This window comes from Yersinia sp. IP36721 (assembly GCF_003634395.1).
Classification (GTDB): Bacteria; Pseudomonadota; Gammaproteobacteria; order Enterobacterales; family Enterobacteriaceae; genus Yersinia; species Yersinia entomophaga.
The window spans coordinates 97841-121815 of sequence record NZ_QCZL01000012.1 but is presented as its reverse complement, the minus strand read 5'-3'; the positions used below and the strand labels follow the sequence as shown (position 1 = coordinate 121815).

Genomic DNA, 23975 nt, shown 5'->3' with positions numbered 1-23975 from the left:
TGGAGGCGCATTATAGGGAGTTCCTGACAGGCTGCAACCCCTAATTTCAAATAATTTTCCAACCGGCTTTTTTTTCATCAAAAAGTGCGGAAATGGAGAAATTTTCTACTACTTTTCAGTTAAACAGCCAATACCAGAGTGAAACAGTAGAGTAAAATAGAAGGATAAGAAGTTAGCCAGGACAAATCACCATGCAATTTAACGCCCAACAACAAGCCGCCCAACGCAACCTTTCCTATTTATTAGCTGAAAAGATTGGCCAGCGTATCCTGGCGGGCGAATATATAGCCGGTTCTATACTGCCCGGAGAGATAGAACTAGGCGAACAGTTCGGCGTAAGCCGCACTGCAGTACGTGAAGCGGTTAAAATGTTAGCGGCGAAAGGGATGTTGTTGCCACGGCCACGGATTGGTACGCGCATTATGCCGCAGTCCAACTGGAATTTTCTCGATCAGGAGTTACTCACCTGGTGGATGACCCGTGAAAACTTCGATCAGGTGATGCAGCACTTTATTTTGGTACGAACCGCGTTAGAGCCACAGGCCTGCGCTTTGGCCGCGGTTAACGCTAATCCTGCGCAAAAACAGCAATTGGCTATATTGATGGCAGAAATGCAGGCGCTGCACCGTGAATTTGATCGTGAACGCTGGATTCAGGTGGATACCCAATTTCATCAACTGATCTACGAAGCCAGTGGTAATCCCTTCCTGACTTCGTTCGCCAATTTGTTCAGTTCGGTATATCACAGCTACTTCCGTGCTATTACCGGCGATGAAGTGATAAAGCTGCAACACCACCAATCTATCGTTGATACCATCCTTGCCAGCGACAGTCAGGGTGCCTGCATTGCCTGTCAGGTATTATTACAAGACAAAAACTGACGGAGTGTGTAATCACATGTTATCTATATATAGAAGAGAGGATTGTTAATAACGAATTCCATCAGGAAATAGAATGATTAAATCTGCTCGTAGCATGGCCGGCTTACCCTGGATTGCCGCCATGGCTTTCTTTATGCAGGCGCTGGACGCAACAATATTAAACACAGCCCTTCCCGCGATAGCCGAAAGCCTCAATCGCTCGCCGTTAACTATGCAGTCTGCCATTATCAGCTACACGCTAACCGTCGCTATGCTGATCCCAGTCAGCGGCTGGTTAGCCGATCGCTACGGCACCCGGCGAATTTTTATCATTGCCGTCTCGCTGTTTACCTTTGGCTCTTTATTATGTGCGTTATCAGGTTCCCTCTCATTTCTGGTCGCCTCGCGGGTTATCCAAGGCATTGGCGGCGCCATGATGATGCCAGTCGCGCGACTGGCATTATTACGCGCTTATCCGCGCAGTGAATTACTGCCGGTTCTAAATTTCGTAACCATTCCCGGTTTAGTCGGCCCCATTATGGGCCCCTTGCTGGGTGGCCTGCTGGTGACTTACGCCAGTTGGCATTGGATTTTCATTATCAATATCCCCATTGGCCTGTTAGGCATTTTTTATGCGCTGAAATACATGCCTAATTTCACTATGCCTAAGCGAGCCTTTGATATTAGTGGCTTCCTACTGTTCGGCTTTAGTTTGGTCATGATTTCTATCAGTCTGGAGATGATGGGGAAAGCGGAAGTGTCGGGCTATCTTTCTCCCTCGATGATGCTTGGGGGATTGCTCCTGCTAGTCGGTTATATTTTCCACGCCAAGGGACACCCAAATCCATTAATCGGATTACCTCTATTCAAAACCAGAACGTTCTCCGTCGGGATAGCCGGTAATATCGCTTCCAGATTGGGAACTGGCTGTGTACCTTTCCTGATGCCATTGATGCTACAAGTTGGCTTTGGCTACTCGGCCATCATTGCCGGTTGCATGATGGCGCCGACGGCTATCGGCTCAATGATGGCAAAATCTACCGTGACTCAGGTTTTGCGCTGGTTGGGCTATAGAAAGGTGCTGGTGAGCATTACGTTGATTATTGGCACACTGATTGGATTGTTTTCATTACAAACGCCGGGCATGTCTGTCTGGCTAATGATCGTGCCACTATTCATTTTGGGAATGGCGATGTCTACCCAATTTACGGCCATGAATACCATTACGCTGGCAGACCTGACCGATAACAACGCCAGCTCCGGTAATAGCGTACTGGCCGTCACTCAACAGCTTTCCATCAGCTTTGGCGTCGCTATCAGCGCCGCCGTACTGCGTTTCTACGAGGAATTACCGTTTGGCAATCACATCGACCATTTCCACTACACCTTTATTACCATGGGCGCAGTGACATTGGTTTCATCCCTAGTGTTCTTGCTACTCAAACCTAAAGATGGCGATAACCTGATTAAAGGCCGCAGCGCGCGGAAAAGCAAAGTCTAGCGCTGAGCAACAGAACCACGCTCCACCAGCTCAGGTGTGAGCGTGAGAATCTGCGGTTCTGCAAATGGATTATTCAGACGATGAATTAATGTATCGATGGCCAATTCACCCAAATCATCCTTCGGCTGATGAATAGTCGTAAGCGGCGGCGTCATATAACGGGCGATCTCGATATCATCGTAACCAATAACCGCCATATCCTGCGGGATGGATAATCCAACCTGATGCAACGCCTGATAAACCCCAACTGCCATCGCATCATTACCAGTAAATACTGCTTCCGGCACTTCGGGCAAAGCCAATAACTGCTTCATTGATTCCAAACCACCCGCAAACTCAAAGTCACTGGCAATTTCATATCCAGCCAAGATCGGCAAGCCGGCACGCTTCATCGCCTGACGGTAACCTTCCAGCCGTTCTCTGGCCGGAGTCTTATCCTGTGGTCCGGCGATACAGGCAATGCGTTTATAGCCTTTGGCAATCAGGAAATCCGTGGCCATATCCCCACCTAACAGCGAGTTATCCTGAATGGTGTCGTTCACACCTTCAAAAGGAGCCCAATCCATCATGACAATAGGTAAAGAAGGGTAACAGCGGAGAACATCCTGAGACGGGCGATGATTTTCGGTACACATTAATAGCAAGCCATCAACGCGCTTTTGCAGCAAGGTTTCCATGCTACGGCTCATCCGATCGATATCGCCTTCGGTATTACACAAAATCAGGCTGTAGCCGCGCTCATAGCAACTGCGCTCCACGCCGCGAACTACCTCGGCATAAAACGGGTTGCTGCTGGCCGTAACCAACATGCCAATAGTGCGGGTTTGATTAAGCTTGAGGCTACGCGCCAAAGCCGAAGGGGCATAATTGAGTTGCTTAATAGCGGCAACGACTTTGTCGCGTACCGCTTCACTGACAAAACGATCTTTGTTGATGACGTGAGAAACCGTCGAGGTAGAAACGCCCGCCAAACGGGCGACATCTTTCATGGTCGCCAAAATTACCTCTGGTTTTGCAAGAAGGCATCAATTTCGGCCCGCCATGGAATGGAGGGTTGTGCGCCAGGGCGAGTCACGGCAATCGCGGCCGCTGCATGAGCAAAACGTATCGCCGATGCCATTTCCTGACCGTCCAATAACGCTGTAAGCAGTGCGCCGTTAAAAGTATCACCGGCGGCAATAGTATCGACCGCATTCACCTTAAAACCCGGCATCAGTTTGCCCTGACCTTGCTGGCTAAGCCATACACCGCGGCTACCCAAGGTGATAATAACCGTCGTAATGCCTTTCTGATGTAATGCCCGAGCCGCCAGATTGGCGTCTTCCTCATTTTCGATATGAATACCTGTCAGGCGCTCGGCCTCGGTTTCATTCGGTGTAATCATATCCACCAGCTGTAATAACTCATCCGGTAGCTCGCGCGCCGGTGCTGGATTCAGAATCACCTGCGTCTGGCTTTCTCTCGCCAGTTTCGCAGCGGCTATCACGGTTTCCAGCGGAGATTCCAGCTGCATCAATACTGCTTGCGCATCAATAATTTGCTGCTGATAACGTTGAAGGTATTCGGGTGTCACGGCAGAATTTGCTCCGGCATTAATGCCGATAACGTTCTCCCCCTCTCCATTGACGAAAATCAGTGCCACACCGGTAGTTTCGCCTGCGATAGCTTCCACCGGCGTGGTATCGATACGGTCTTTAGCCAACTGTTGACGAACGCGTTCACCAATATCATCCTCACCCACACAGGCAATAAATGCGATATCCGCTCCGCTGCGGCCGGCGGCAACCGCCTGATTGGCACCTTTCCCACCGAAAGCAACGTGATACTGCTTCCCGATCACCGTTTCACCCGGACGTGGAAATTGCTCAATATTCAGAATATGGTCAGCATTGATACTGCCAAGAACCACTAGCTTACCTGTTTCCATCGCATCTATTCCTTTGTAGATAACGCCACCGCTAACATTGCATTGCTGCGGCGGCGTGATACCTAAATTCTCTGCTTTTATTGTTTGGTCACTAACTTCAAATCAACCGGGATGATGGCCTGTACTTTTTCGCCTTTCAGCACTTTATCCGCAGTTTGAACCCCGATAGCGCCGATTTGGTCAGGGCGTTGAGCGATAGTTGCACCCAACTTGCCGCCTTCAACCGCTTTGATGCCGTCGTCAGTGCCGTCAAAACCAACCACTAATACATCGGTTTTACCTGCAGTTTGCAATGCACGCAGCGCACCCAGCGCCATTTCATCGTTCTGAGCGAAAACAGCCTGTACCGCTGGATGTGCGGTCAGCAGATTCTGCATCACGTTCAGGCCTTTGGTGCGGTCAAAATCTGCTGGCTGGCTGGCTAACAGTTGGAATTTATGTTGTTCCATCGATTGTTTAAAGCCTTCGCCACGTTCACGAGCAGCGGAAGCACCGGCGATACCTTCCAGTTGAATCACTTTGGCATCGTTACCCAGTTTTTTGGCGATGAAGTCACCGGCCATTTTACCGCCAAAGCGGTTATCGGAAGCGACGTGGCTAACGACTTCGCCTTTAGAAGCCAGACGGTCCAGCGTGATTACCGGAATTTTGGCCTGATTTGCCATTTTAATCGCATTACCCACTGCATCTGAGTCAGTTGGGTTAATCAGTAACAGCTTGGTGCCACGAACCGTCAGATCCTGTACGTTGGCCAACTCTTTCGCCGGGTTGTTCTGTGAATCCAGCACCACCAGGTTATAGCCCAGTTTGTCCGCTTCTTTTTGTGCGCCATCCTTCATTGAAACAAAGAACGGATTATTCAGGGTGGAAACTACCAGCGCGATCGTGTCTTTTGCCAGCGCATTGGCACTCACCGTGGCGCTCAGGGCAACAACAGAGATCAAAGTAGCCAGTTTTTTCATTTTCATGGTCGCAGTTCCTGTAGGGAGAGAGCATCGTTAATTTTGCAGGCGTTATTGTTGCAACGTCGCCTACTGCTTTTTGTTATCTACCAATACCGCCAGCAGGATGACTACTGCTTTAACGATCATTTGGTAATAGGAGGAGACACCCAATAAATTCAAACCGTTATTCAAGAAGCCAAGAATCAGGGCACCGATCAGCGTCCCAACAATGCGTCCTTTGCCTCCCGCCAGACTTGTGCCGCCCAATACCACCGCAGCAATCGCATCCAGTTCATAGCCGGTACCGGCAGTTGGCTGGGCTGAAGATAGACGCGCAACTTCGATAATGCCAGCCAGTGCAGCTAATAAGCCACACAGTGAGTAAACAATAATCTTAACTTTATCAACGCTGATACCGGACAAACGGGTGGCAGACTCGTTGCCGCCCAGAGCATAAATGTAACGGCCTAAACGGGTATGGTGCAGCATGTACCAGGCACCGGCAAAAACGATAGCCATCAACCAGATAGGCGTTGGTATCCCTAACGGGCGGCCAATACCGAACCAGCCAAAGGCGTCGGCGGCATCGGTAAATCCGGTATTCACCGGGCTACCGTTGGTATACACCATGGTCACGCCGCGCAATAGCAGCATCATCACCAAAGTGGCGATAAAGGCCTGCACCTTGCCTTTTGCCACGATGACGCCCGTACAGGCACCAACAAAGGCTCCTACCGCCAACGCGGCACCCACGGCCACCAGCGCGTTCATTTCCAATCCGACAATCGATGCCGCGACTGCGCCGGTCAGCGCCAGTAAGGAACCCACGGAAAGATCGATGCCTGACGTCAGGATAACCAACGTCATCCCTACCGCCATAATGGCGTTCACCGAGGTCTGTTGCAGAATATTAAATAGGTTATTTAGCGTGAAGAAATTCGGGCTGAGGGACGAAACCACGGCAATCAGCACCAGCAGCGCAATCAGCGATTTTTGTTCTAGTAGCCACTCTTTGCTGAACCAGCGTTTGGTCTGGATAGTCTGGGAACTCATATCTGATTACTCCTGCTTTGCGCGCTACTACTCATAAATAAATCACGCTTGCCGACGGCGGCTGCCATCAACACTTCTTGAGTGGCCTGTTCAATAGAGAACTCACCGCTTAAATGACCTTCATGCATCACCAGAATTCTGTCGCTCATGCCTATCACCTCTGGCATTTCTGAAGAAACCAGAATGATGCTGAGCCCTTCTTGCTTGAACTGGTTGATTAACTGATAGATCTCTTTTTTCGCCCCTACGTCTACACCGCGGGTAGGTTCATCCAGAATCAAGACTTTAGGTCGAGTCATTAATCCTCGGGCTATCGCCACTTTCTGCTGATTGCCGCCGGACAACAAACCTATAGGCTGTTCCATTGATGGCGTTTTAATATTGAATAAACGAATAAAGTCAGCCACGGCCTGCTGTTCTTCACCATGTTTCAGCGATCCGCCGCTGCGGCTAAAATAACGTAATGCCGTCAGCGACATATTTTCTTTGACCGACATTCCCAACACCAAACCATCACGCTTACGGTCTTCGGAAATATAAACAATGCCGTTAGCCAAACCGTCCTGCGGGGTATGGGTCACCACTTCACGACCATCCAGCATCACATAACCAGATTTACGCGGCAGCGCGCCGTAAATGATTTTCATCAGTTCAGTACGCCCTGCGCCCATTAACCCGGCCACACCGAGGATTTCACCGGCGTGCAGCGTAAAGCTGACGTCGTTCACCCCTGGGCCGCAAAGTTCTTTCACTTGCAAGCGCACATCGCCCAAAGGCAAATTCAGGCGTGGATATTGTTCTTCCAGCTTCCGGCCAACCATCATTTCAATCAATGTGTCTTCTTCCAGCTCGCTTACCGGCTTTTCACCGATAAACTGGCCGTCGCGGAAAACCGTCACATCGTCGCAGATCTCAAAGATCTCTTTCAGACGGTGAGAGATATAGACAATGCCGCGCCCTTCAGCTTTTAACTCGTTGATTACGTTAAATAGCGAGGCGGTTTCTGTGTCTGTCAGCGCATCCGTTGGCTCATCCATAATGATGACTTTGGATTCGAAGCTCAGCACCTTGGCAATTTCGACCATTTGCTGATCGCCGATGGAAAGCTCACCGACCAAACGATGGCTGCTATAGCGAATATTCAGGCGGGATAACAGGCGATCCGCTTCGGCATACATCTTTTTCCAATCGATGCCGCCAAAACGGTTAACGAATTCACGACCAAGAAAGATATTCTCGGCAATGGTCAGCTGTGGAATCAGGTTAAGTTCCTGATGAATAATCCCAATACCCGCTTCCTGCGAGGCCTTGGGACCATTGAATACCACTTCCTGACCGAGAAAATGCTGGCTACCGGCATCTTTGGTATAAATGCCCGTCAGCACTTTCATCATCGTCGATTTCCCTGCGCCGTTTTCACCCACCAGCGCCATTACCCGTCCGGGGTAAACACTGAGTGCAGCGCCAGAGAGCGCTTTGACGCCGGGAAAGGCTTTATCAATCCCTTTCAATTGCAGCAAAGGTTGCATAAATGCCTCAGAAAGTTACGCCAGCGCAGAGAATCACGTTCGCAAAAGGTGAACATTCCCCGCTACGGATGACCGCATGGCTATGTTTTGTTTGCTCTTTGAAAGCCTCATGGCTGACATAGTGCAAAGCAATGGAGTTTCCCTGGTGTTGCTCAAGTTGTTTAAGTTGTGTCAGCAAAGCTTCATGGAGCTGCGGATTATTCTTCGCGATCTCTTCCGCCAAAATAGCGCTTTCTACCTGCATTTCCTGCGTCACCACCGACAGCACCTGGAGGAAGCCAGGTACACCCTGTGTTAGCGCCAAATCGATGCGGGTGGTACTGGCCGGAATCGGCAGCCCAGCATCCGCTATGACGATTTGATCCGTATGACCTAATCGGGAGATAACCGCGGAAATATCAGAATTCAGTAATACGCCTTTTTTCATTTTTTGCTCCGACAGCGAAACGTTTCGCTGATGGATAAGTTTAAAAAAAAGACAGCAGAAGGCAAACCTAATGTGGTGAATTTGTGATCGCCATCGAAACGTTTCGCTGCACTATTAAACAAGGATGAATAAACTGGCTAAATACTTCGGGAAAATAAGTGGTAGGGAAAATCTGCGGATAAAAAGTCAGTGCGTATCAGTACAAGAAGTAAAAAGGCCGTCGGAATGACGGCCTTAGTAACTAGATTTCTACCTGAGTTCCCAGTTCAATCACCCTATTAGGCGGGATTTCGAACTGATCCGGCGCGCGCAGAGCGTTGCGGCTCAGAGCCATAAACAGTTTACCGCGCAGGAACAAATACCAAGGCCGTTTCGACAATATTAACGACTCGTGGGACATAAAGAAGGAGGTTTCCATCATCTGGCAAGGCAGCCCTTCCAGACCGCAGCGGTGGAAGATTTCCTCCACGTTCGGCGTTTCTCGCCAGCCGTAGCTGGCCACCACACGCCAGAAGGTCGGTGAGAGCTGCTCAATTGTCACACGGCGAACGTTGTGTACATAAGGCGCGTCTTCAGTGCGCAGAGTCAGCAATACCACGCGATCATGCAGCACTTTATTGTGTTTGAGGTTATGTAATAGCGCGAAAGGAATCACATTCACGGCACGCGACATATATACCGCCGTACCTGAAACCCGCACCGGTGGCGATTTCTCTAGTGAGGCGATCATCGCTTCCAGAGAATTACCGTGCTCATGCATCCGACGTAGTAAGCTGAAACGCTCGCTTTTCCAGGTGGTCATGATGATGAACATCACCAGACCCAGCGTCAGAGGTAACCAACCGCCGGAGAACAGCTTCAAGGCGTTGGCGGAGAACATCGGGATATCGATGATCAGTAATATCATCAATAAGCAGGCTACGAATACCCGATTCCAGTGCCAGTTTTTCAGCGCCACGGTGCAGAACAGAATACTGGTCAATACCATGGTGCCGGTAACGGCAATACCGTAGGCCGCGGCCAGATTACTGGAACGTTCGAAGCCGATAATCACCAATACTACGGCGATATATAGCGTCCAGTTAATTACGGGAATATAGATCTGGCCAGACTCCATTTCTGAAGTATGGATAATGCGCATTGGTGGTAAATAGCCTAAACGCACCGCCTGACGAGTCAGGGAGAATACGCCAGAAATCACGGCCTGCGAGGCAATAACCGTCGCTAACGTTGCCAGAACCAACAATGGAATCAGCGCCCAATCGGGAGCTAGCAGGAAGAAGGGGTTTTTTATCGCTTCCGGATTTTTCAGCAACAGTGCGCCCTGACCAAAGTAGTTCAGCACCAACGAAGGCAGCACCACGGTGAACCAGGCTAGACGAATAGGGAATTTACCGAAATGCCCCATATCCGCATACAGTGCCTCTACGCCGGTAATTGCCAGCACTACCGCACCTAAGGCAAAGAAAGAAACCGTTTTGTATTCCGCAAAGAAGGCCAGCGCCCACTTAGGATTCATCGCATTGAGCACTTCCGGGTTATCCATAATGCCCCGAATACCCAGCACCGCTAACGTCAGGAACCAAACTAACATGACCGGCGCAAAGAGTTTGCCCACGCTACCGGTACCGTGTTTTTGAATGACAAACAATAAAGTCAGAACGGCAATTGAACAGGGAACGATATAAGGATCGAGGGCGGGGGCGGCTATTTCCAAACCTTCTATCGCCGACATCACCGAGATCGCGGGAGTGATCACGACCTCGCCATAGAAAAAACTGCCGCCTATCAGGCCAAGTATGACCAATATCGACGTTGCGCGGGAGGACGTGTTTCTGCCGGCCAGAGACATCAGGGTTAAAATCCCGCCTTCACCGGCGTTATCGGCTCGCATCACATAGGTAAGATACTTTAGCGAGACAATCAGGATTAACATCCAGAATATCAGAGAGAGAAAACCAAATACGACGTCAGGACGCACGTCAAAACCATAATGACCAGAAAAACATTCTCTTAAGGTATAAAGAGGACTGGTACCAATATCACCGTACACTACCCCTATTGCTGCCAGGGTTACTGCCGATAAAGATCGTTTATGTTCTGTGCTCATAATTTGTTTCTTTTTGCTAGAACATCCATAAGCTGATGCGTGCGTTTAAGAACCCAACCGACGGTTCTCTGTCCCTTGACGCTCACCAAAAGGCGCACAGTATGCACGATTTAAACTGATTGCCTACCCTTAAATCGGGAGATAAAGAAGGCAATAAATGATGAGGTAAGCATCATCAATAACATAAAAATTTTACTAATCAAGAAGCTATAACATTAAAAAAAGTGGTTTAATCTCTACCTCTTGGGTAAAAATCAGTTCACGCATCGACCGTTTAGGATAATTATGGCGCAATCAACGCAATTAGCAGACAGAATATCCCGTTTAAGTAATGCGCTGGAAACCGGACTGTATGAAAGGCAGGAAGCGATACGCTTATGCCTGCTCGCCGCGTTGAGCGGAGAAAGCGTGTTTTTACTTGGCCCACCTGGAATTGCTAAAAGTCTGATTGCCCGTCGCCTGAAGTTTGCCTTCCGTAATGCCAGGGCTTTTGAATACCTGATGACGCGTTTTTCAACGCCGGAAGAGGTCTTTGGCCCGCTATCCATTCAGGCACTGAAAGAAGAGGGGCGTTACCAGCGAATGACCCACGGTTATTTGCCGGAAGCGGAAATCGTTTTTCTGGATGAAATCTGGAAAGCTGGCCCGGCGATTCTGAATACTTTGCTGACAGCGATTAACGAACGGCGTTTTCGCAACGGTGACAAAGAAGAAAGCATTCCAATGCGTCTGTTGGTTACGGCATCCAACGAACTGCCCGATGCCGATAGCAGTTTGGAGGCTCTTTATGACCGTATGCTAATTCGCCTGTGGTTAGATCGAGTGCAGGAAAAACAAAACTTCCGCTCATTGCTATTAACGCGTCAAAACGAAAACCATAATCCGGTGGCGGAAAATCTTAGTATCACCGATGAAGAGTTTCATCAGTGGCAGCCACAGATAGATAAAATTACGCTGCCAGATAATTGTTTCGAACTTATTTTTCAATTACGTCAACGCTTAGGTGCCTTAGAGCAGGCGCCTTATGTTTCTGATCGACGTTGGAAAAAAGCCCTGCGCTTGCTGCAAGCCAGCGCCTTTTTCAGCGGTCGCGATGCCATTGCGCCTATCGATATGATTTTACTGAAAGATTGCCTGTGGCATGACCTTAACTCTCTCAAACTACTCCAGCAGCAGTTGGAACAACTGTTATGTGAGCAAAGCTATCAGCAACAGCTGCTTATCACTCAGCTCCAACATATTCAGGCTCAATGGCTGCAACATCAGCAACAGCAAAGCGATCGGCAAGCGCTCACGTTGATAAAGCAAAGCGGCATATTCAGCCGTAAGCCCCAATATTCTTTGCCAGAAAATCTGACCGATGCAACTTTGACATTTTTCCTACAAAAACCGCTGAATTTGCACGATATTCAAGTCAATCATCTGCAAATCGAGCGGGACGCTCTGGTGCAATGGCTAAACAAAGGCGGCGTACTGCGTGCCAAACTGAATGGCGTCGGTTTCGCACAGAGCATTGATGCCGAAATTGACGACCGCCAGCACCTGGTTATTTTGGACGTTAGTCGTCAGGGCGCGGTTGTTTCTCTGCCGGGTGAATCCGCCGGAGCTGTACCAGAATCGTTATTAACTCAAATGAGTGAGTTGGAAATTCGTCTCTCAGAACAACGCAGACAGTTTAGCCAGCACCAACCCTGCCTGTTCACACCTTCAAGCTGGCTGGCGAAAATTGAAGCCAGCTTGCTACAAGTTGCTGAGCAGGTGAAACAGCAACACCAAAAAATGCGTGGGCAATAGCCGTGCTCAGCTTGGCAACGTTGGATATGCTGCTGTCTATCAGTGAAAACCAACTGATAGATGAACTGGTGATCGGTCTGTTGGCCGCGCCACAGCTGGCTATTTTCTTTGAGAAGTTCCCTCGAATGAAACGCGCCCTGATGAAAGATATTCCCGGCTGGAAACTCAAACTGCAGCAACGAATTCAGGAAGCAAAGGTGCCACCGGCGCTGGCGAACGAATTTACGCTCTATCAGCGCTGCCAACTTCAGGACAGCGTGACCTTTTATCAGCAGGTTTGGGAAGTGGCGGAAAATATGGAGAAGATCCATTCTCCTTTCGCGACTCAGGCGCGATCCATGCTGGAAGCCGCCGATCTGGCCAATAATCCTCCCCACGGCGATAGCCTGCAAACGCTGTTTTTACAACGCTGGCGCATTAGTTTAACGGTACAAACCGTTACGCTGCACCACCAGCTGTTAGAACAGGAACGTGAGCAGCTACTGGCCGAATTGCAGCAGCGGCTGGCGCTGACCGGCGCCTTGGAGCCGATACTGGCAGATAACGACACCGCCGCAGGCAGACTGTGGGATATGAGTCAGGGACAATTACAGCGCGGGGATTATCAGTTATTACTGCAGTACGGTGATTTTTTGCAGCAACAGCCGGAATTACAAAAACTGGCCGAACAGTTGGGGCGTAGCCGTTCAGCTAAGGCATTACCGACGCCAGATGCTCGCTTCGAACCTTACTCAGTGATGGTGCGAATGCCAGACGCCGTGCCTGAGGAAGTCAGTGGTATTCATCAAAGTAATGACATTCTACGTTTACTGCCGACCGAACTGGTGATGCTAGGCATGAGCGAGCTGGAATTCGAGTTTTACCGTCGCCTGTTGGAACGCCGCTTGCTGACTTATCGGCTACAGGGCGATGCCTGGCAAGAACAGCAGTTACAGCGGCCAGTCAGTTTGAAAAATAGCGATCAACAGCCGCGCGGCCCTTTTATTGTCTGCGTAGATACTTCCGGATCGATGGGCGGATTCAATGAACAGTGCGCTAAAGCCTTTTGCCTGGCGTTGCTACGCATCGCGTTGGAAGACAACCGCCGTTGCTACATTATGTTATTCGCGACAGAAATCATTCACTACGAGCTCTCCGCGTCCAGCGGACTCGAACAGGCAATTCGCTTCCTCAGCCAGCGTTTTCGCGGTGGAACAGATCTGGCAGCCTGCTTATCCGCAACGCTGACCAAAATGGACGACAGAGAATGGTATGACGCCGACGCGGTGATTATTTCCGATTTTGTGGCGCAGCGATTGCCGGAAGAATTAATCCGACGCATCAAAATCCAACAGCAAGCACACCAACATCGTTTCCATGCGGTTGCGATGTCAGCCTATGGCAAGCCAGGAATCATGCGGATATTCGACCATATCTGGCGCTTTGATACCGGATTAAAAAGTCGCCTGATGCGCCGCTGGCAGCGTTAATCGACGTATATTCTTAATTCAGCAATCCGGCACCGACGTTTATCGACAGCCCCAGAATCGTCATATTAAAAATAAAAGATAAAACCGACTGAAGCAAAACGATACGGCGAACATCTGAGCTGCCGATAGACACATCGGCCGTTTGCGACGCCACGCTGATGGTAAAGGTGAAATAAAGGAAATCCCAATAAGTAGGTTTGGTGATATCCCCGGGGAAAATCAGCGGCAGCGTTTTTTCTGGTATTGGCCTTTCCAGATAAAAAAGATGGGCATAGTGCATGGTAAAAGCGGTTGGCAACAGCAACCAGGACACAAATAACGTAGTTCCCGTTAGCAACAGATTCAGCGCCTTCATCCCATCGGATAACGTATTGGCTTTGCTCAGAGCAAACAGAATCACCAGAATACTGACCAAACAGGCCATAGAGACAATAGCCAGCACGGCGCTGGCGCTTTGATCCTGAACTTTGGCTACCAGCCTGACCTGCGTCGACTCAGTGCGTAACATCAGCAACCACAGGCAAATCAGATATATCCACGCCCCTAGATTCCAGCTAGCCATCAAACGGAACAGAACGCTCAAATCAGACGGCAATACTAAAAAGCTGACTACGCCAGCGCCGACGGAAAGCAAAAAACGCGGACGAGCATGTAAATAGTGGCGAATAGCGTGTGATAGAGCCATAGCGAGCATTTAACCTTCCATGTTGTTTATATGGTTTTTAAATCTCTAACTATGATGAGGATAGGCGATAAATAAGAAAGCAGACTGAAACTGCCTCCAACCAGATAACAAACAGCCCGGAAATGACGCTGGTGGTAATAACCGGGCTGATTTTCTCTATATATTGATATTGGTTTTCACTATAGAGAAGTAATGATGATGAAACAGAGCAGACTATTTTTTCCTGCAATAGCCTGAACCTGCGGCTTACTCATTAAATGTCAGATTATATCCGCGTTGATCCATCAGTTTTTTATCTTTGCCGAACCCCATTTTGGCGCGAACGCCGCCCAACAACTCTTTATAGCGGAATATTTCGGTAGCGCGGTCAGCTAGATAGCTATCATCGGGATCGATTTCCAACCCGCGTTCCAGCCAGACTTTCGCCAGATAGCTGTTACGATTACATCCTGCGCCCAAATGAAATGCCAGCGCATAATAACCGGCAGCAAAGACGCGGTTTGGCTCTTCTTCATCACTCCACAGCGCAGGCAGCACAACGTCGAGACAGAGTTCCATATCATATTGAATATCGCTAAACATCAATAATGTCGCTAATCGACGCGCCGAACGTTCCCATACGTCTCGGCGCACATTCGGCGTATTCATGGCATTTAGCAGTAATGCTCTAGCCTGCTGATACTGCTCTGGGCTGAGTTGCTCATTATCTTCAATAATTTCATAGGCCAAATTGTACTGACAGGTCGCGTCGCCGCCGTCTGCGGCTCGTTCCATCCAGTACGTCCTTAATTCGCTATTTTTATAGGCTTCCATATCACGGCCATTCTGGCGGGATAACACACCGGCGTAGACGTCTGATAACGTCGCCATTGCCGAAGTGTCGCCCCACTCGCAGGCCTGTTGTAGCAGATATATTCCAGCCTCTTCAGATACCGAACCAAACAGGTTCGCAGCGGCTTGCCCGACATCCACATCTTCAGAGTCCAGATGTGCTGCTCGAGCCAATAACCTCTGATGATTAAACTGGCCTTTCTTTATGCCGTACAGACCGAATTTACTGGCGATCCCCGCCAACATCACCGCGTATTTATCGTTTCCCCATAGTTGTAACCGTTCCAACCATTGCGGTAATAAATTATGGCTATCATTGATATTCGCGAAATTAATGCAGCTCATCAATGTATCCAGCCCCGTTTGCGGATTGGCTATAGCTGGGTTGATTTGCCAGGCTTGCACTAACAGATCGTAACAACGCTGCATTTTTTCCGGCTGCCAGACACCGTCCTGATTACCATAATAAGCGAGGAAATTAGCATATTGATACAACAGTCTCGCACGCTGATCTTCTTCAAGATCCAACGCTAACAGTTGCTCAAACGCATCACAGCAGTAAGCAATATCGTCGGTTTGCTCTTTATCAGGGAAATAAATGGAATAACCGAGGAAATCCCAAGCCTTGGTGACCCAAAGAAGATTGAGGTTTTGCTCGCTGAGTTCGGCACAAACCGGCCCTTCGATAAATTCAGCCATTTGCTCATGGCTCCCGCCCCAACGCGGATAAAGGAAGTAAAGATATTCATTGCGAACGCCGACGTCCTGAGGACGAATAGCCAAGGTCGCGTTGAGCCAATAGGTTTTAACATTCTCAGACCGACGGGCAGGAAGACTCCCAGGCAATGCCTGTGGAATAGACGCCAAATCGCCGCCTTCAGCCAACAGACGACGTAGACCCGCTTCCCATACCTCCGACTCGGTTTCAGCCTGGAGTTGCACGTAATTTGTTGGTTCATGCCCATGAGCCAAATCGTATAACCACTGCGGCTCGCCCAGATACGCGGTTAAACGTAACATCCGACGCAATGCGTAAGCCGGGCGCTCATGCAGCGAAATAGCCCGCAGATAGGAGATCAGCCCTAAATCACGCGCGAGTTGAGCGCCAACCCAGCGATCGTTAGAGACGTATTCTCCGCCGTTGGAGGTACGAATCCGCGCCGCCGCTGCCTCCCAATAACAGCCATGCAGCAAACGCCCGTGATAAGACATGGGCTTGTGTTTAATCCAGGCATTCAGGTTTGAAAGCGTGTCTGTAGCAACCTCAGCCGGATCGAAAAAAGTGCTAATGATCCAATCATAATCAAAGGGTTGAGAAGAACTATCCAGCCAACGCTGAGCTGAGGCATCCAGCAGAGAATCAAGCTCATCAAATTGATGGGAAGCCAGTAATAAGCGTAAATGTTCACGTTGTTCTATATATGGAGCAAGGGAGCGGAAGGTGGATGCCATCTTCGTCAATTTCCTTATTTGCCTTAGCGCAGGAAAGGGCATCTGAGCGTCAGGTCGACTGTATATAAGATATAAGTTCCAGAATCGCAGAAACTATCGGCATAGCCGAACTATTCTTTATTGCCTCGGCGAATAAGTGATTAAAAAGGCAAGAGATTGAAGTAGCAATAGACAGTTAGAAGATAAAAAAGAGGAAACTATAATAGGGACGAAGAACACCCTGACAGGAAACAAAATAGATAACCCGGCGATAACGCCGGGCTGCCTGATAATTCTATCGGTTAAAGCTACGCCTAATTACAGCAGGCCTTCTACTTTGTCGCAGATTTCCTGGCCCCAGACGCCGCACTGAACCTGACCGATATGGTGCTGTTGCAGCAGTAACATCACTAAACGGGATTGACCAATACCGCCGCCGATAGTCTGAGGCATTTCACCGCGCAGCAGTGACTGATGCCATTCCAGCTTCAGGCGATCTTCATCTGCGGTCAGCGCCAGCTGGCGTTTCAGCGTTTCGGCATCCACACGGATACCCATGGAAGAAATCTCAAACGCATCTTCCAGAACGGGGTTCCAGACAATAATGTCACCGTTCAGACCAGCAAAGCCTTCAGCGCTCGGCGACGTCCAGTCATCATAATCCGGTGCACGAACGTCGTGAGATTGACCGTCTGCCAACTTGCCACCGATACCAATCAGGAATACGGCACCTAACTCTTTAGCAATCGCACGTTCACGGCCTTTAGCATCCAGATCCGGGAAGCGAGCGCGTAGGGATTCGCTGTGTACGAAATGAATCTGCTCAGGCAAGAAAGGCTTGATACCAAACTCTTCGCTCACTGCGGCTTCTGTTTCTTTAATAGCAGTGTAAATCTTGTTAACCGTGGATTTCAGGTAAGCCAGGTTGCGCTCGCCGTCACCCATCACGCGTTCCCAATCCCACTGATCCACATAAACGGAGTGAATAGCGCTAAGACGATCTTCATCAGGACGCAAAGCTTTCATGTGAGTGTACAGACCCTGATCGGCACCGAAATCGAAACGACCTAAGGTTTTACGTTTCCATTTAGCCAAAGAGTGAACCACTTCAAAAGTCGCATCAGGCAGGCTTTTCACTTTTACCTGAACCGCTTTCTCAGAACCAGACAAGTTATCCTGAGTACCATCACCCACGCGGCTAAGAATAGGAGCCTGTACTTCAATCAGACCCAGTTGTTGTTCCAACTGACGAGAAAAGAAGGATTTTACGAAGCTGATTTGTTGCTGTTTCTGGATAAATTGTTTTTTCATGGCTGTTTTCTCAATGCTTGATTATCAGGATGCCGTTTGGCTTGACATCGATTAAGCAACAGAACAGACCTATAATTCAATATCCAATAACTAATATTGCCTTTTCACTTTTAATCATTCATTTTTTATCGGTTAAATACGCATTATCGATAAAAATAGGGGGTAAATATGAGCGAAATATATCAGATCGATAATCTCGATCGCGGCATCCTGAACGCATTAATGGAAAATGCACGGACACCTTATGCCGAATTAGCCAAAAACTTTGCCGTTAGCCCAGGCACTATTCATGTTCGGGTCGAGAAAATGAAGCAGGCGGGCATCATTACCGCGGCTTGCGTTCACGTTGACCCAAAACGGTTGGGATATGATGTGTGTTGTTTTATCGGCATTATTTTAAAAAGTGCCAAAGACTACCCCTCAGCGCTGAAAAAACTGGAGAGCCTGGAAGAGGTCGTAGAAGCCTATTACACCACTGGGCACTACAGCGTGTTTATTAAAGTCATGTGTCGATCCATTGATGCGCTGCAACAGGTACTTATCAACAAGATCCAGACTATTGATGAGATCCAGTCTACCGAGACGTTAATTTCACTACAGAACCCCATTATGCGTACCATCGTGCCATAATGAAGAAATAACTATACCCATATTGTCCACAGGTAGATCCCAGCTGATTCACAGAGTACAATACCGCCTCTTTACTTTGGTTGGGTTGTTTATGGCTGATATTACGTTGATCAGTGGCAGCACTCTTGGCAGCGCAGAGTATGTCGCTGAGCATTTGGCTGAGAAGCTGGAAGAAGCGGGTTTCTCCACTGAAACTTTGCATGGCCCGGAATTAGATGAATTAACGCCGGAAGGCCTGTGGCTGGTGGTGACCTCGACTCATGGAGCGGGTGATCTACCAGACAATCTTCAGCCTTTGCTTGAACAAATCGAGCAACAACAACCCGACTTATCTCAGGTTCGCTTTGGAGCCGTTGGTCTTGGCAGTTCCGAGTACGACACTTTTTGCGGTGCGATCCGCTCTCTTGATCAACAGTTGATCGCAAAAGGGGCTAAACGGATCGGTGAAATACTCGAGATCGACGTCACTCAACATGAGATTCCTGAGGATCCAGCTGAGGAATGGGTTAAAAAGTGGATTAATTTACTCTAATTCGCTCAAAGATCACGCGAACGATTGTGGATAACTATGCTTATAAGCAGGGTAAAACCGGTAGTTATCCCTATAACAACCTTCGTACGTATTGTGACCTGTGCATAACATGGCATTTAGATCCCAGCTTATACGCAATAGGATCACCGATCATGCACAGCAAACGATCCTCCTTAATCCCATGATCTTATTTGTGAATAATCACTTATCCACAGATGATCGCGATCCTAATAGAAGATCTAATAAAGAGATCTTTAAATAAAAAGATCTTCTTTTAATTAAGGGCGATCCCAAGGCACTTGGTCGATCGTCTAAACTTGAGTAGAATCCCCCACCCCAGGGCAAACCAACGATCATTCGCATAACGGCGAGGTGCAGTACCATGTTTTATCCAGATCAATTTGACGTCATCATCATCGGTGGTGGTCATGCAGGCACAGAGGCTGCAATGGCAGCGGCACGCATGGGACGTCAGACCCTCTTGCTGACGCACAATATCGACACACTGGGGCAAATGTCTTGCAACCCAGCGATCGGCGGTATTGGAAAGGGGCATCTGGTAAAAGAAATCGATGCCCTCGGCGGGTTGATGGCGATGGCAACAGACCAGGCGGGCATTCAGTTTAGGATACTAAACGCGAGCAAAGGCCCCGCAGTCAGGGCAACTCGTGCGCAGGCCGATCGGGTACTTTACCGTCAGGCGGTGCGTACCGCATTGGAAAATCAGCCAAATTTGATGATCTTCCAGCAACCTGTCGAAGATCTAATTGTGGAAAACGATCGGGTTGTCGGTGCTGTCACCCAGATGGGGCTTAAATTCCGCGCCAAAGCCGTTGTGCTGACCGTAGGGACCTTCCTGGATGGTAAGATTCACATCGGGCTGGAAAACTACAGCGGTGGCCGTGCAGGCGATCCTCCATCGATCTCGCTATCACAGCGTCTGCGTGAACTGCCGTTGAGAGTGAATCGCCTGAAAACCGGTACACCACCGCGAATTGACGCCAGAACTATCGATTTCAGCCAATTGACACCGCAGCTAGGTGACGATCCGGTGCCGGTATTTTCATTCCTCGGGAATGCCTCACAGCATCCTGAGCAAATGGCTTGCCATATCACCTACACCAATGAAAAAACCCATGAGGTTATCCGTAATAACCTCGATCGTAGCCCAATGTATGCTGGGATCATTGAAGGGATCGGCCCACGCTATTGCCCCTCGATCGAAGACAAAGTCATGCGCTTCGCCGATCGTAATGCGCACCAGATTTTCCTTGAGCCAGAAGGCTTAACCAGTAACGAAATTTACCCAAATGGGATTTCCACCAGTTTGCCATTTGATGTGCAGATGCAAATCGTTCGTTCGATGAAAGGTATGGAAAACGCAAGAATCATTCGTCCTGGTTACGCTATTGAGTATGATTTCTTCGATCCACGTGATTTGAAGCCGACTCTGGAAAGTAAATATATTCAGGGGCTGTTCTTTGCAGGACAAATCAACGGCACCACCGGTTACGAAGAAGCGGCGGCTCAAGGCTTGCTTGCTGGCCTCAACGCAGGTCGCTTTGCCAACGAAGACGAAGGCTGGTCACCGCGCCGTGATGAAGCCTACCTCGGTGTGCTGGTAGACGATTTGAGCACTTTGGGCACCAAAGAACCCTATCGCATGTTTACCTCTCGGGCTGAATACCGCTTGATGTTACGTGAAGACAATGCCGATCTGCGTCTGACTGAAACTGGACGTAAGCTTGGTTTAGTCGATGACGTTCGCTGGGCTCATTACAGCCAGAAAATCGAGCAAATCGAGAGAGAACGCCAGCGTCTGCGCGATATCATGGTGCATCCGAACTCAGAGAACATCGAGCAAATCAACGCGTTGCTCAAAGCGCCTTTGTCCAAAGAAGCCAACGGCGAAGAGTTGTTACGACGCCCTGAAATCGATTACCGCATGCTGACTTCACTGGACAAATTCGGCCCAGCATTGAGCGATCCTCAGTCTGCGGATCAGGTTGAAATTCAAGTAAAATACGAGGGTTATATTGCCCGTCAGCAGGAAGAAATCGAACGCCAGCTGCGCAATGAGAACACGTTGCTGCCTGCGGATCTGGATTACAGTCAGGTTTCAGGTTTGTCGAATGAAGTCACGGCAAAACTGAACGATCATAAACCAAACTCGATCGGCCAGGCATCGCGTATTTCTGGCGTTACGCCAGCTGCAATCTCTATCTTGCTGGTCTGGTTGAAAAAACAGGGCTTACTTCGTCGTAGTGCCTGAATGTATTCTGCGGTGCGCTAGACTTAGCGCACCAGCGACCGCCTGCTAACGCAGGCAAATCTCTTTTTCGATGACTTATTAACGCTGGCTACGCCGCTTATGGCCAGAGGAAATTGTGGTGCAAAAAAAATTAGAATCCTTGCTTAAAAGCGCGGGAATTTCGTTACCCGATCAACAAAAACAGCAGCTTATTGGCTATGTTGAGCTATTGCACAAGTGGAACAAGGCTTATAACCTGACTTCTGTCCGCGACCCTGAACAAATGCTGGTTCGCCATATCCTGGATAGCATTGTGGTTAACCCTCATTTGCAAGGTCAGCGGTTTATCGATGTCGGAACCGGGCCGGGCTTACCTGGCATTCCTCTGGCTATCGTGCGCCCTGATTCACATTTCACTCTGCTAGACAGCCTCGGAAAGCGTGTGCGCTTTTTGCGTCAGGTACAACATGAGTTGGGGTTGACTAATATCGAGCCTGTGCAGAGCCGTGTGGAAGACTTTAGCGGCCAACCTGGGTTTGATGGCGTGATAAGCCGTGCGTTTGCTTCTTTGGACGATATGCTGTCTTGGTGCCATCACCTGCCAGCCAGGCCTGAAGGGCGTTTTTACGCGCTGAAAGGCGTACGCCCTGATGATGAATTATCGACTTTGCCACAAGGTATTGAATTGGAGTCTGTGATTCGACTACAGGTTCCTGAGTTAGATGGCGAACGGCATTTGGTTATCCTTAAACCAAACTAAGTTTGTTATTTATCAAAAAAAAGCAATAAAGTTTTTCGGAATTAGGTATTTCACCCGGGTTAATTGTCTGAGTTAATTAATTCGGTGGATGTGTAAATATTCACCTGATTATTACAAGAATGTATCCGGGAATTGACATATCAGGTTGGACGCAGGGATATAATCACGAATGAAACTACTTTGATTCATTATTCTTCGTTTTTATGTGTTTAACTTGTTGCAATATTATTATCGAAAATGTCAACAGAAGGTTTTGGTTCGGTAGATAAGATGTTTACGGTGTGTTTAAATTCAATTCTTTGATTTATATATGTATTTAATGGCTCTTTTGGTTAAAGACAAAGAAAAGCGTTCTCGATATAAATAGATAATATTAAGTTCTGTGAGCAACAGCACGCTTTATTGAGAGCCAGTGGAATAGTCAGACAAAATAATGTGAGATTTATTCCGAGGGATTTCTTGTGAAAAGAGTCCGAAAGAAGAAAATTTAAATAATTGTTCACCTTTTCGCTACTTATCGATTGAATTCGTTGGTGTGCACCGTATAATTTGCTCGTTTTTTGCTGCTTGACTCTCTGGGGCAAAGGCAGTTTTATACGTCACTCAGTATACCCATCGAGGGGTAGGGAGAGAACAAACGTCATGCCTGTATCCCTTTACAACGGGAAAATTGCGCGAAAGTTGCTGTTTTTGCAGTTAATGACTTTTGTTGTTCTCAGCGCTGCTTTCGGTTTGAAAGGCTTGGAATGGAGTGCTTCTGCATTCGCAGGGGGTTTGGCGGCCTGGTTGCCAAATGCCATGTTCATGCTGTTTGCTTGCCGCCATCAGGCAAAAACAGCGGCTCCGGGTCGTGTTGCTTGGACGTTTGCCATTGGCGAAGGGTTAAAAGTTATCATTACGATAATTTTACTGATTGTGGCTTTGGGGCTGTTTAAAGCGGCGTTTGTCCCACTCGGTTTAACCTATTTATCGGTGCTGATTGTGCAGATATTGGCACCGGCCGTAATTAGCGGTTACCGTACTTAAAACAGTTATCGTATTTAACTAAAAAAGGGTAAGAGGCATCATGTCTGCATCAGGAGAAATCTCTACTCCAAGGGACTACATAGGCCACCATCTGAATAACCTTCAGTTGGACCTGCGTACCTTCGAGTTGGTCAATCCCCACTCTACTGGCCCTGCATCGTTCTGGACGTTGAACATTGACTCATTGTTCTTCTCTGTCGTGCTGGGGTTAGCTTTTCTGCTTTTGTTCCGCAAAGTTGCTGCAGGTGCCACCAGTGGCGTCCCGGGTAAACTGCAGACCGCCGTTGAATTGATTATCGGTTTTGTCGATAGCAGCGTGAAGGACATGTATCACGGCAAGAGCAAAGTGATCGCTCCTCTGGCGTTGACCGTGTTTGTCTGGGTCTTCCTGATGAATATGATGGACTTGCTACCAATCGATTTACTGCCATTCATCGGTGAACACGTCTTTGGATTACCGGCTCTGCGTGTGGTACCTACTGCCGATGTAAGCATTACCTTGTCTATGGCTTTGGGTGTTTTCATCCTTATCCTGTTCTACAGCATCAAAATGAAAGGTGTAGGCGGCTTCGTAAAAGAATTAACGATGCAGCCGTTCAATCACCCGGTATTCATTCCAGTCAACTTGATCCTGGAAGGTGTCAGCCTGCTGTCCAAACCGGTTTCACTCGGTCTGCGACTGTTCGGCAACATGTATGCGGGTGAGTTGATCTTCATCCTGATTGCTGGCCTGCTGCCGTGGTGGTCTCAGTGGTTGTTAAGTGTGCCTTGGGCCATTTTCCATATACTGATTATTACGTTGCAAGCCTTTATCTTCATGGTTCTGACGATTGTCTATCTCTCGATGGCATCCGAAGAGCACTGATTTTCTTATAACACTACTGCGTTTTAACTGAAATAACTG

General features: G+C 48.7%; 20 protein-coding genes. 10 read left to right on the top strand and 10 right to left on the bottom strand.

What is annotated here, in order from left to right:
• Nucleotides 1-191: 191 nt before the first annotated feature.
• Nucleotides 192-881, top strand: a complete 690-nt coding sequence (locus tag DBA33_RS11940; protein WP_064514670.1) for a FadR/GntR family transcriptional regulator — start codon at nt 192-194, stop codon at nt 879-881.
• A gap of 73 nt (nt 882-954) precedes the next feature.
• Entirely contained in the window at nt 955-2361 is a 1407-nt protein-coding gene (gene mdtD / locus DBA33_RS11935) for a multidrug transporter subunit MdtD (protein ID WP_064516019.1), read from the top strand.
• On the opposite strand, the gene rbsR is transcribed toward mdtD, so the two are convergent.
• From rbsR to kup, 7 genes are all read right to left on the bottom strand, one after another.
• A complete protein-coding gene (gene rbsR / locus DBA33_RS11930) occupies nt 2358-3359 on the bottom strand; it encodes a ribose operon transcriptional repressor RbsR (RefSeq protein WP_064516018.1) in 1002 nt (333 codons plus the stop codon). The genes mdtD and rbsR overlap by 4 nt on opposite strands.
• A 2-nt stretch (nt 3360-3361) precedes the next feature.
• Nucleotides 3362-4288 carry a ribokinase gene (gene rbsK / locus DBA33_RS11925; RefSeq protein ID WP_120806544.1) on the bottom strand — a complete coding sequence of 309 codons (927 nt, stop codon included), beginning with the start codon at nt 4286-4288 and terminating at the stop codon, nt 3362-3364.
• 77 nt (nt 4289-4365) lie between these two features.
• A complete protein-coding gene (rbsB, locus tag DBA33_RS11920; protein WP_064516014.1) occupies nt 4366-5256 on the bottom strand; it encodes a ribose ABC transporter substrate-binding protein RbsB in 891 nt (296 codons plus the stop codon).
• A gap of 63 nt (nt 5257-5319) precedes the next feature.
• A complete protein-coding gene (gene rbsC / locus DBA33_RS11915; RefSeq protein WP_064516012.1) occupies nt 5320-6285 on the bottom strand; it encodes a ribose ABC transporter permease in 966 nt (321 codons plus the stop codon).
• A complete protein-coding gene (rbsA, locus tag DBA33_RS11910; RefSeq protein ID WP_064516010.1) occupies nt 6282-7814 on the bottom strand; it encodes a ribose ABC transporter ATP-binding protein RbsA in 1533 nt (510 codons plus the stop codon). The genes rbsC and rbsA overlap by 4 nt, the downstream gene beginning before the upstream one ends.
• A gap of 7 nt (nt 7815-7821) precedes the next feature.
• Nucleotides 7822-8241, bottom strand: coding sequence for a D-ribose pyranase (gene rbsD, locus DBA33_RS11905; RefSeq protein WP_049597449.1), 420 nt, complete (start codon nt 8239-8241; stop codon nt 7822-7824).
• Between the two features lie 241 nt (nt 8242-8482).
• Entirely contained in the window at nt 8483-10351 is a 1869-nt protein-coding gene (gene kup / locus DBA33_RS11900) for a low affinity potassium transporter Kup (protein WP_064516007.1), read from the bottom strand.
• A 285-nt stretch (nt 10352-10636) separates the two neighbouring features.
• Here kup and ravA point away from each other — a divergent pair, with 285 nt between their 5' ends.
• Nucleotides 10637-12145: an ATPase RavA gene (gene ravA / locus DBA33_RS11895; RefSeq protein ID WP_120806543.1), complete on the top strand. Its 1509-nt coding sequence runs from the start codon at nt 10637-10639 to the stop codon at nt 12143-12145.
• Nucleotides 12146-12147: 2 nt separating this feature from the next.
• Nucleotides 12148-13614, top strand: coding sequence for an ATPase RavA stimulator ViaA (gene viaA, locus DBA33_RS11890; protein ID WP_064516002.1), 1467 nt, complete (start codon nt 12148-12150; stop codon nt 13612-13614).
• 13 nt (nt 13615-13627) lie between these two features.
• Here the strand turns inward: viaA and DBA33_RS11885 are convergent, their stop codons facing one another.
• The 3 genes from DBA33_RS11885 to asnA form a co-directional block, all read right to left on the bottom strand.
• Nucleotides 13628-14299, bottom strand: coding sequence for a DUF1345 domain-containing protein (locus DBA33_RS11885; protein WP_064518415.1), 672 nt, complete (start codon nt 14297-14299; stop codon nt 13628-13630).
• Nucleotides 14300-14545: 246 nt separating this feature from the next.
• On the bottom strand, nt 14546-16582 hold the full coding sequence (locus DBA33_RS11880) for a DUF4034 domain-containing protein (protein ID WP_120806542.1): 2037 nt from the start codon (nt 16580-16582) through the stop codon (nt 14546-14548).
• A 297-nt stretch (nt 16583-16879) separates the two neighbouring features.
• On the bottom strand, nt 16880-17872 hold the full coding sequence (gene asnA, locus DBA33_RS11875; RefSeq protein WP_120806541.1) for an aspartate--ammonia ligase: 993 nt from the start codon (nt 17870-17872) through the stop codon (nt 16880-16882).
• A gap of 168 nt (nt 17873-18040) precedes the next feature.
• Between asnA and asnC the strand changes: the two genes are divergently transcribed.
• The 6 genes from asnC (at nt 18041) to atpB (ending at nt 23936) form a co-directional block, all read left to right on the top strand.
• Entirely contained in the window at nt 18041-18502 is a 462-nt protein-coding gene (asnC, locus tag DBA33_RS11870; protein WP_064515996.1) for a transcriptional regulator AsnC, read from the top strand.
• Between the two features lie 91 nt (nt 18503-18593).
• The gene (gene mioC, locus DBA33_RS11865; protein ID WP_120806540.1) at nt 18594-19034 is read left to right on the top strand and encodes an FMN-binding protein MioC; all 441 of its coding nucleotides are present in this window, start codon (nt 18594-18596) and stop codon (nt 19032-19034) included.
• 382 nt (nt 19035-19416) lie between these two features.
• Complete coding sequence (gene mnmG / locus DBA33_RS11855; RefSeq protein ID WP_120806538.1) at nt 19417-21306, top strand: tRNA uridine-5-carboxymethylaminomethyl(34) synthesis enzyme MnmG; 1890 nt, start codon at nt 19417-19419, stop codon at nt 21304-21306.
• A 118-nt stretch (nt 21307-21424) separates the two neighbouring features.
• The gene (gene rsmG, locus DBA33_RS11850; RefSeq protein WP_064515990.1) at nt 21425-22045 is read left to right on the top strand and encodes a 16S rRNA (guanine(527)-N(7))-methyltransferase RsmG; all 621 of its coding nucleotides are present in this window, start codon (nt 21425-21427) and stop codon (nt 22043-22045) included.
• 642 nt (nt 22046-22687) lie between these two features.
• Complete coding sequence (atpI, locus tag DBA33_RS11845; protein WP_064515988.1) at nt 22688-23071, top strand: F0F1 ATP synthase subunit I; 384 nt, start codon at nt 22688-22690, stop codon at nt 23069-23071.
• Between the two features lie 40 nt (nt 23072-23111).
• The gene (atpB, locus tag DBA33_RS11840) at nt 23112-23936 is read left to right on the top strand and encodes a F0F1 ATP synthase subunit A (RefSeq protein WP_049597436.1); all 825 of its coding nucleotides are present in this window, start codon (nt 23112-23114) and stop codon (nt 23934-23936) included.
• The last annotated feature ends 39 nt before the right edge of the window (nt 23937-23975 follow it).

Coding starts and splice junctions, on each gene's coding strand:
- DBA33_RS11880 (WP_120806542.1), bottom strand. CDS start 16,582: ATGGCATCCACCTTCCGCTCCCTTGCTCCATATATAGAACAACGTGAA.
- atpI (WP_064515988.1), top strand. CDS start 22,688: ATGCCTGTATCCCTTTACAACGGGAAAATTGCGCGAAAGTTGCTGTTT.
- mdtD (WP_064516019.1), top strand. CDS start 955: ATGATTAAATCTGCTCGTAGCATGGCCGGCTTACCCTGGATTGCCGCC.
- DBA33_RS11940 (WP_064514670.1), top strand. CDS start 192: ATGCAATTTAACGCCCAACAACAAGCCGCCCAACGCAACCTTTCCTAT.
- DBA33_RS11885 (WP_064518415.1), bottom strand. CDS start 14,299: ATGGCTCTATCACACGCTATTCGCCACTATTTACATGCTCGTCCGCGT.
- mnmG (WP_120806538.1), top strand. CDS start 19,417: ATGTTTTATCCAGATCAATTTGACGTCATCATCATCGGTGGTGGTCAT.
- rbsK (WP_120806544.1), bottom strand. CDS start 4,288: ATGGAAACAGGTAAGCTAGTGGTTCTTGGCAGTATCAATGCTGACCAT.
- ravA (WP_120806543.1), top strand. CDS start 10,637: ATGGCGCAATCAACGCAATTAGCAGACAGAATATCCCGTTTAAGTAAT.
- kup (WP_064516007.1), bottom strand. CDS start 10,351: ATGAGCACAGAACATAAACGATCTTTATCGGCAGTAACCCTGGCAGCA.
- asnC (WP_064515996.1), top strand. CDS start 18,041: ATGAGCGAAATATATCAGATCGATAATCTCGATCGCGGCATCCTGAAC.
- rbsA (WP_064516010.1), bottom strand. CDS start 7,814: ATGCAACCTTTGCTGCAATTGAAAGGGATTGATAAAGCCTTTCCCGGC.
- asnA (WP_120806541.1), bottom strand. CDS start 17,872: ATGAAAAAACAATTTATCCAGAAACAGCAACAAATCAGCTTCGTAAAA.
- atpB (WP_049597436.1), top strand. CDS start 23,112: ATGTCTGCATCAGGAGAAATCTCTACTCCAAGGGACTACATAGGCCAC.
- rbsB (WP_064516014.1), bottom strand. CDS start 5,256: ATGAAAATGAAAAAACTGGCTACTTTGATCTCTGTTGTTGCCCTGAGC.
- mioC (WP_120806540.1), top strand. CDS start 18,594: ATGGCTGATATTACGTTGATCAGTGGCAGCACTCTTGGCAGCGCAGAG.
- rbsC (WP_064516012.1), bottom strand. CDS start 6,285: ATGAGTTCCCAGACTATCCAGACCAAACGCTGGTTCAGCAAAGAGTGG.
- rbsD (WP_049597449.1), bottom strand. CDS start 8,241: ATGAAAAAAGGCGTATTACTGAATTCTGATATTTCCGCGGTTATCTCC.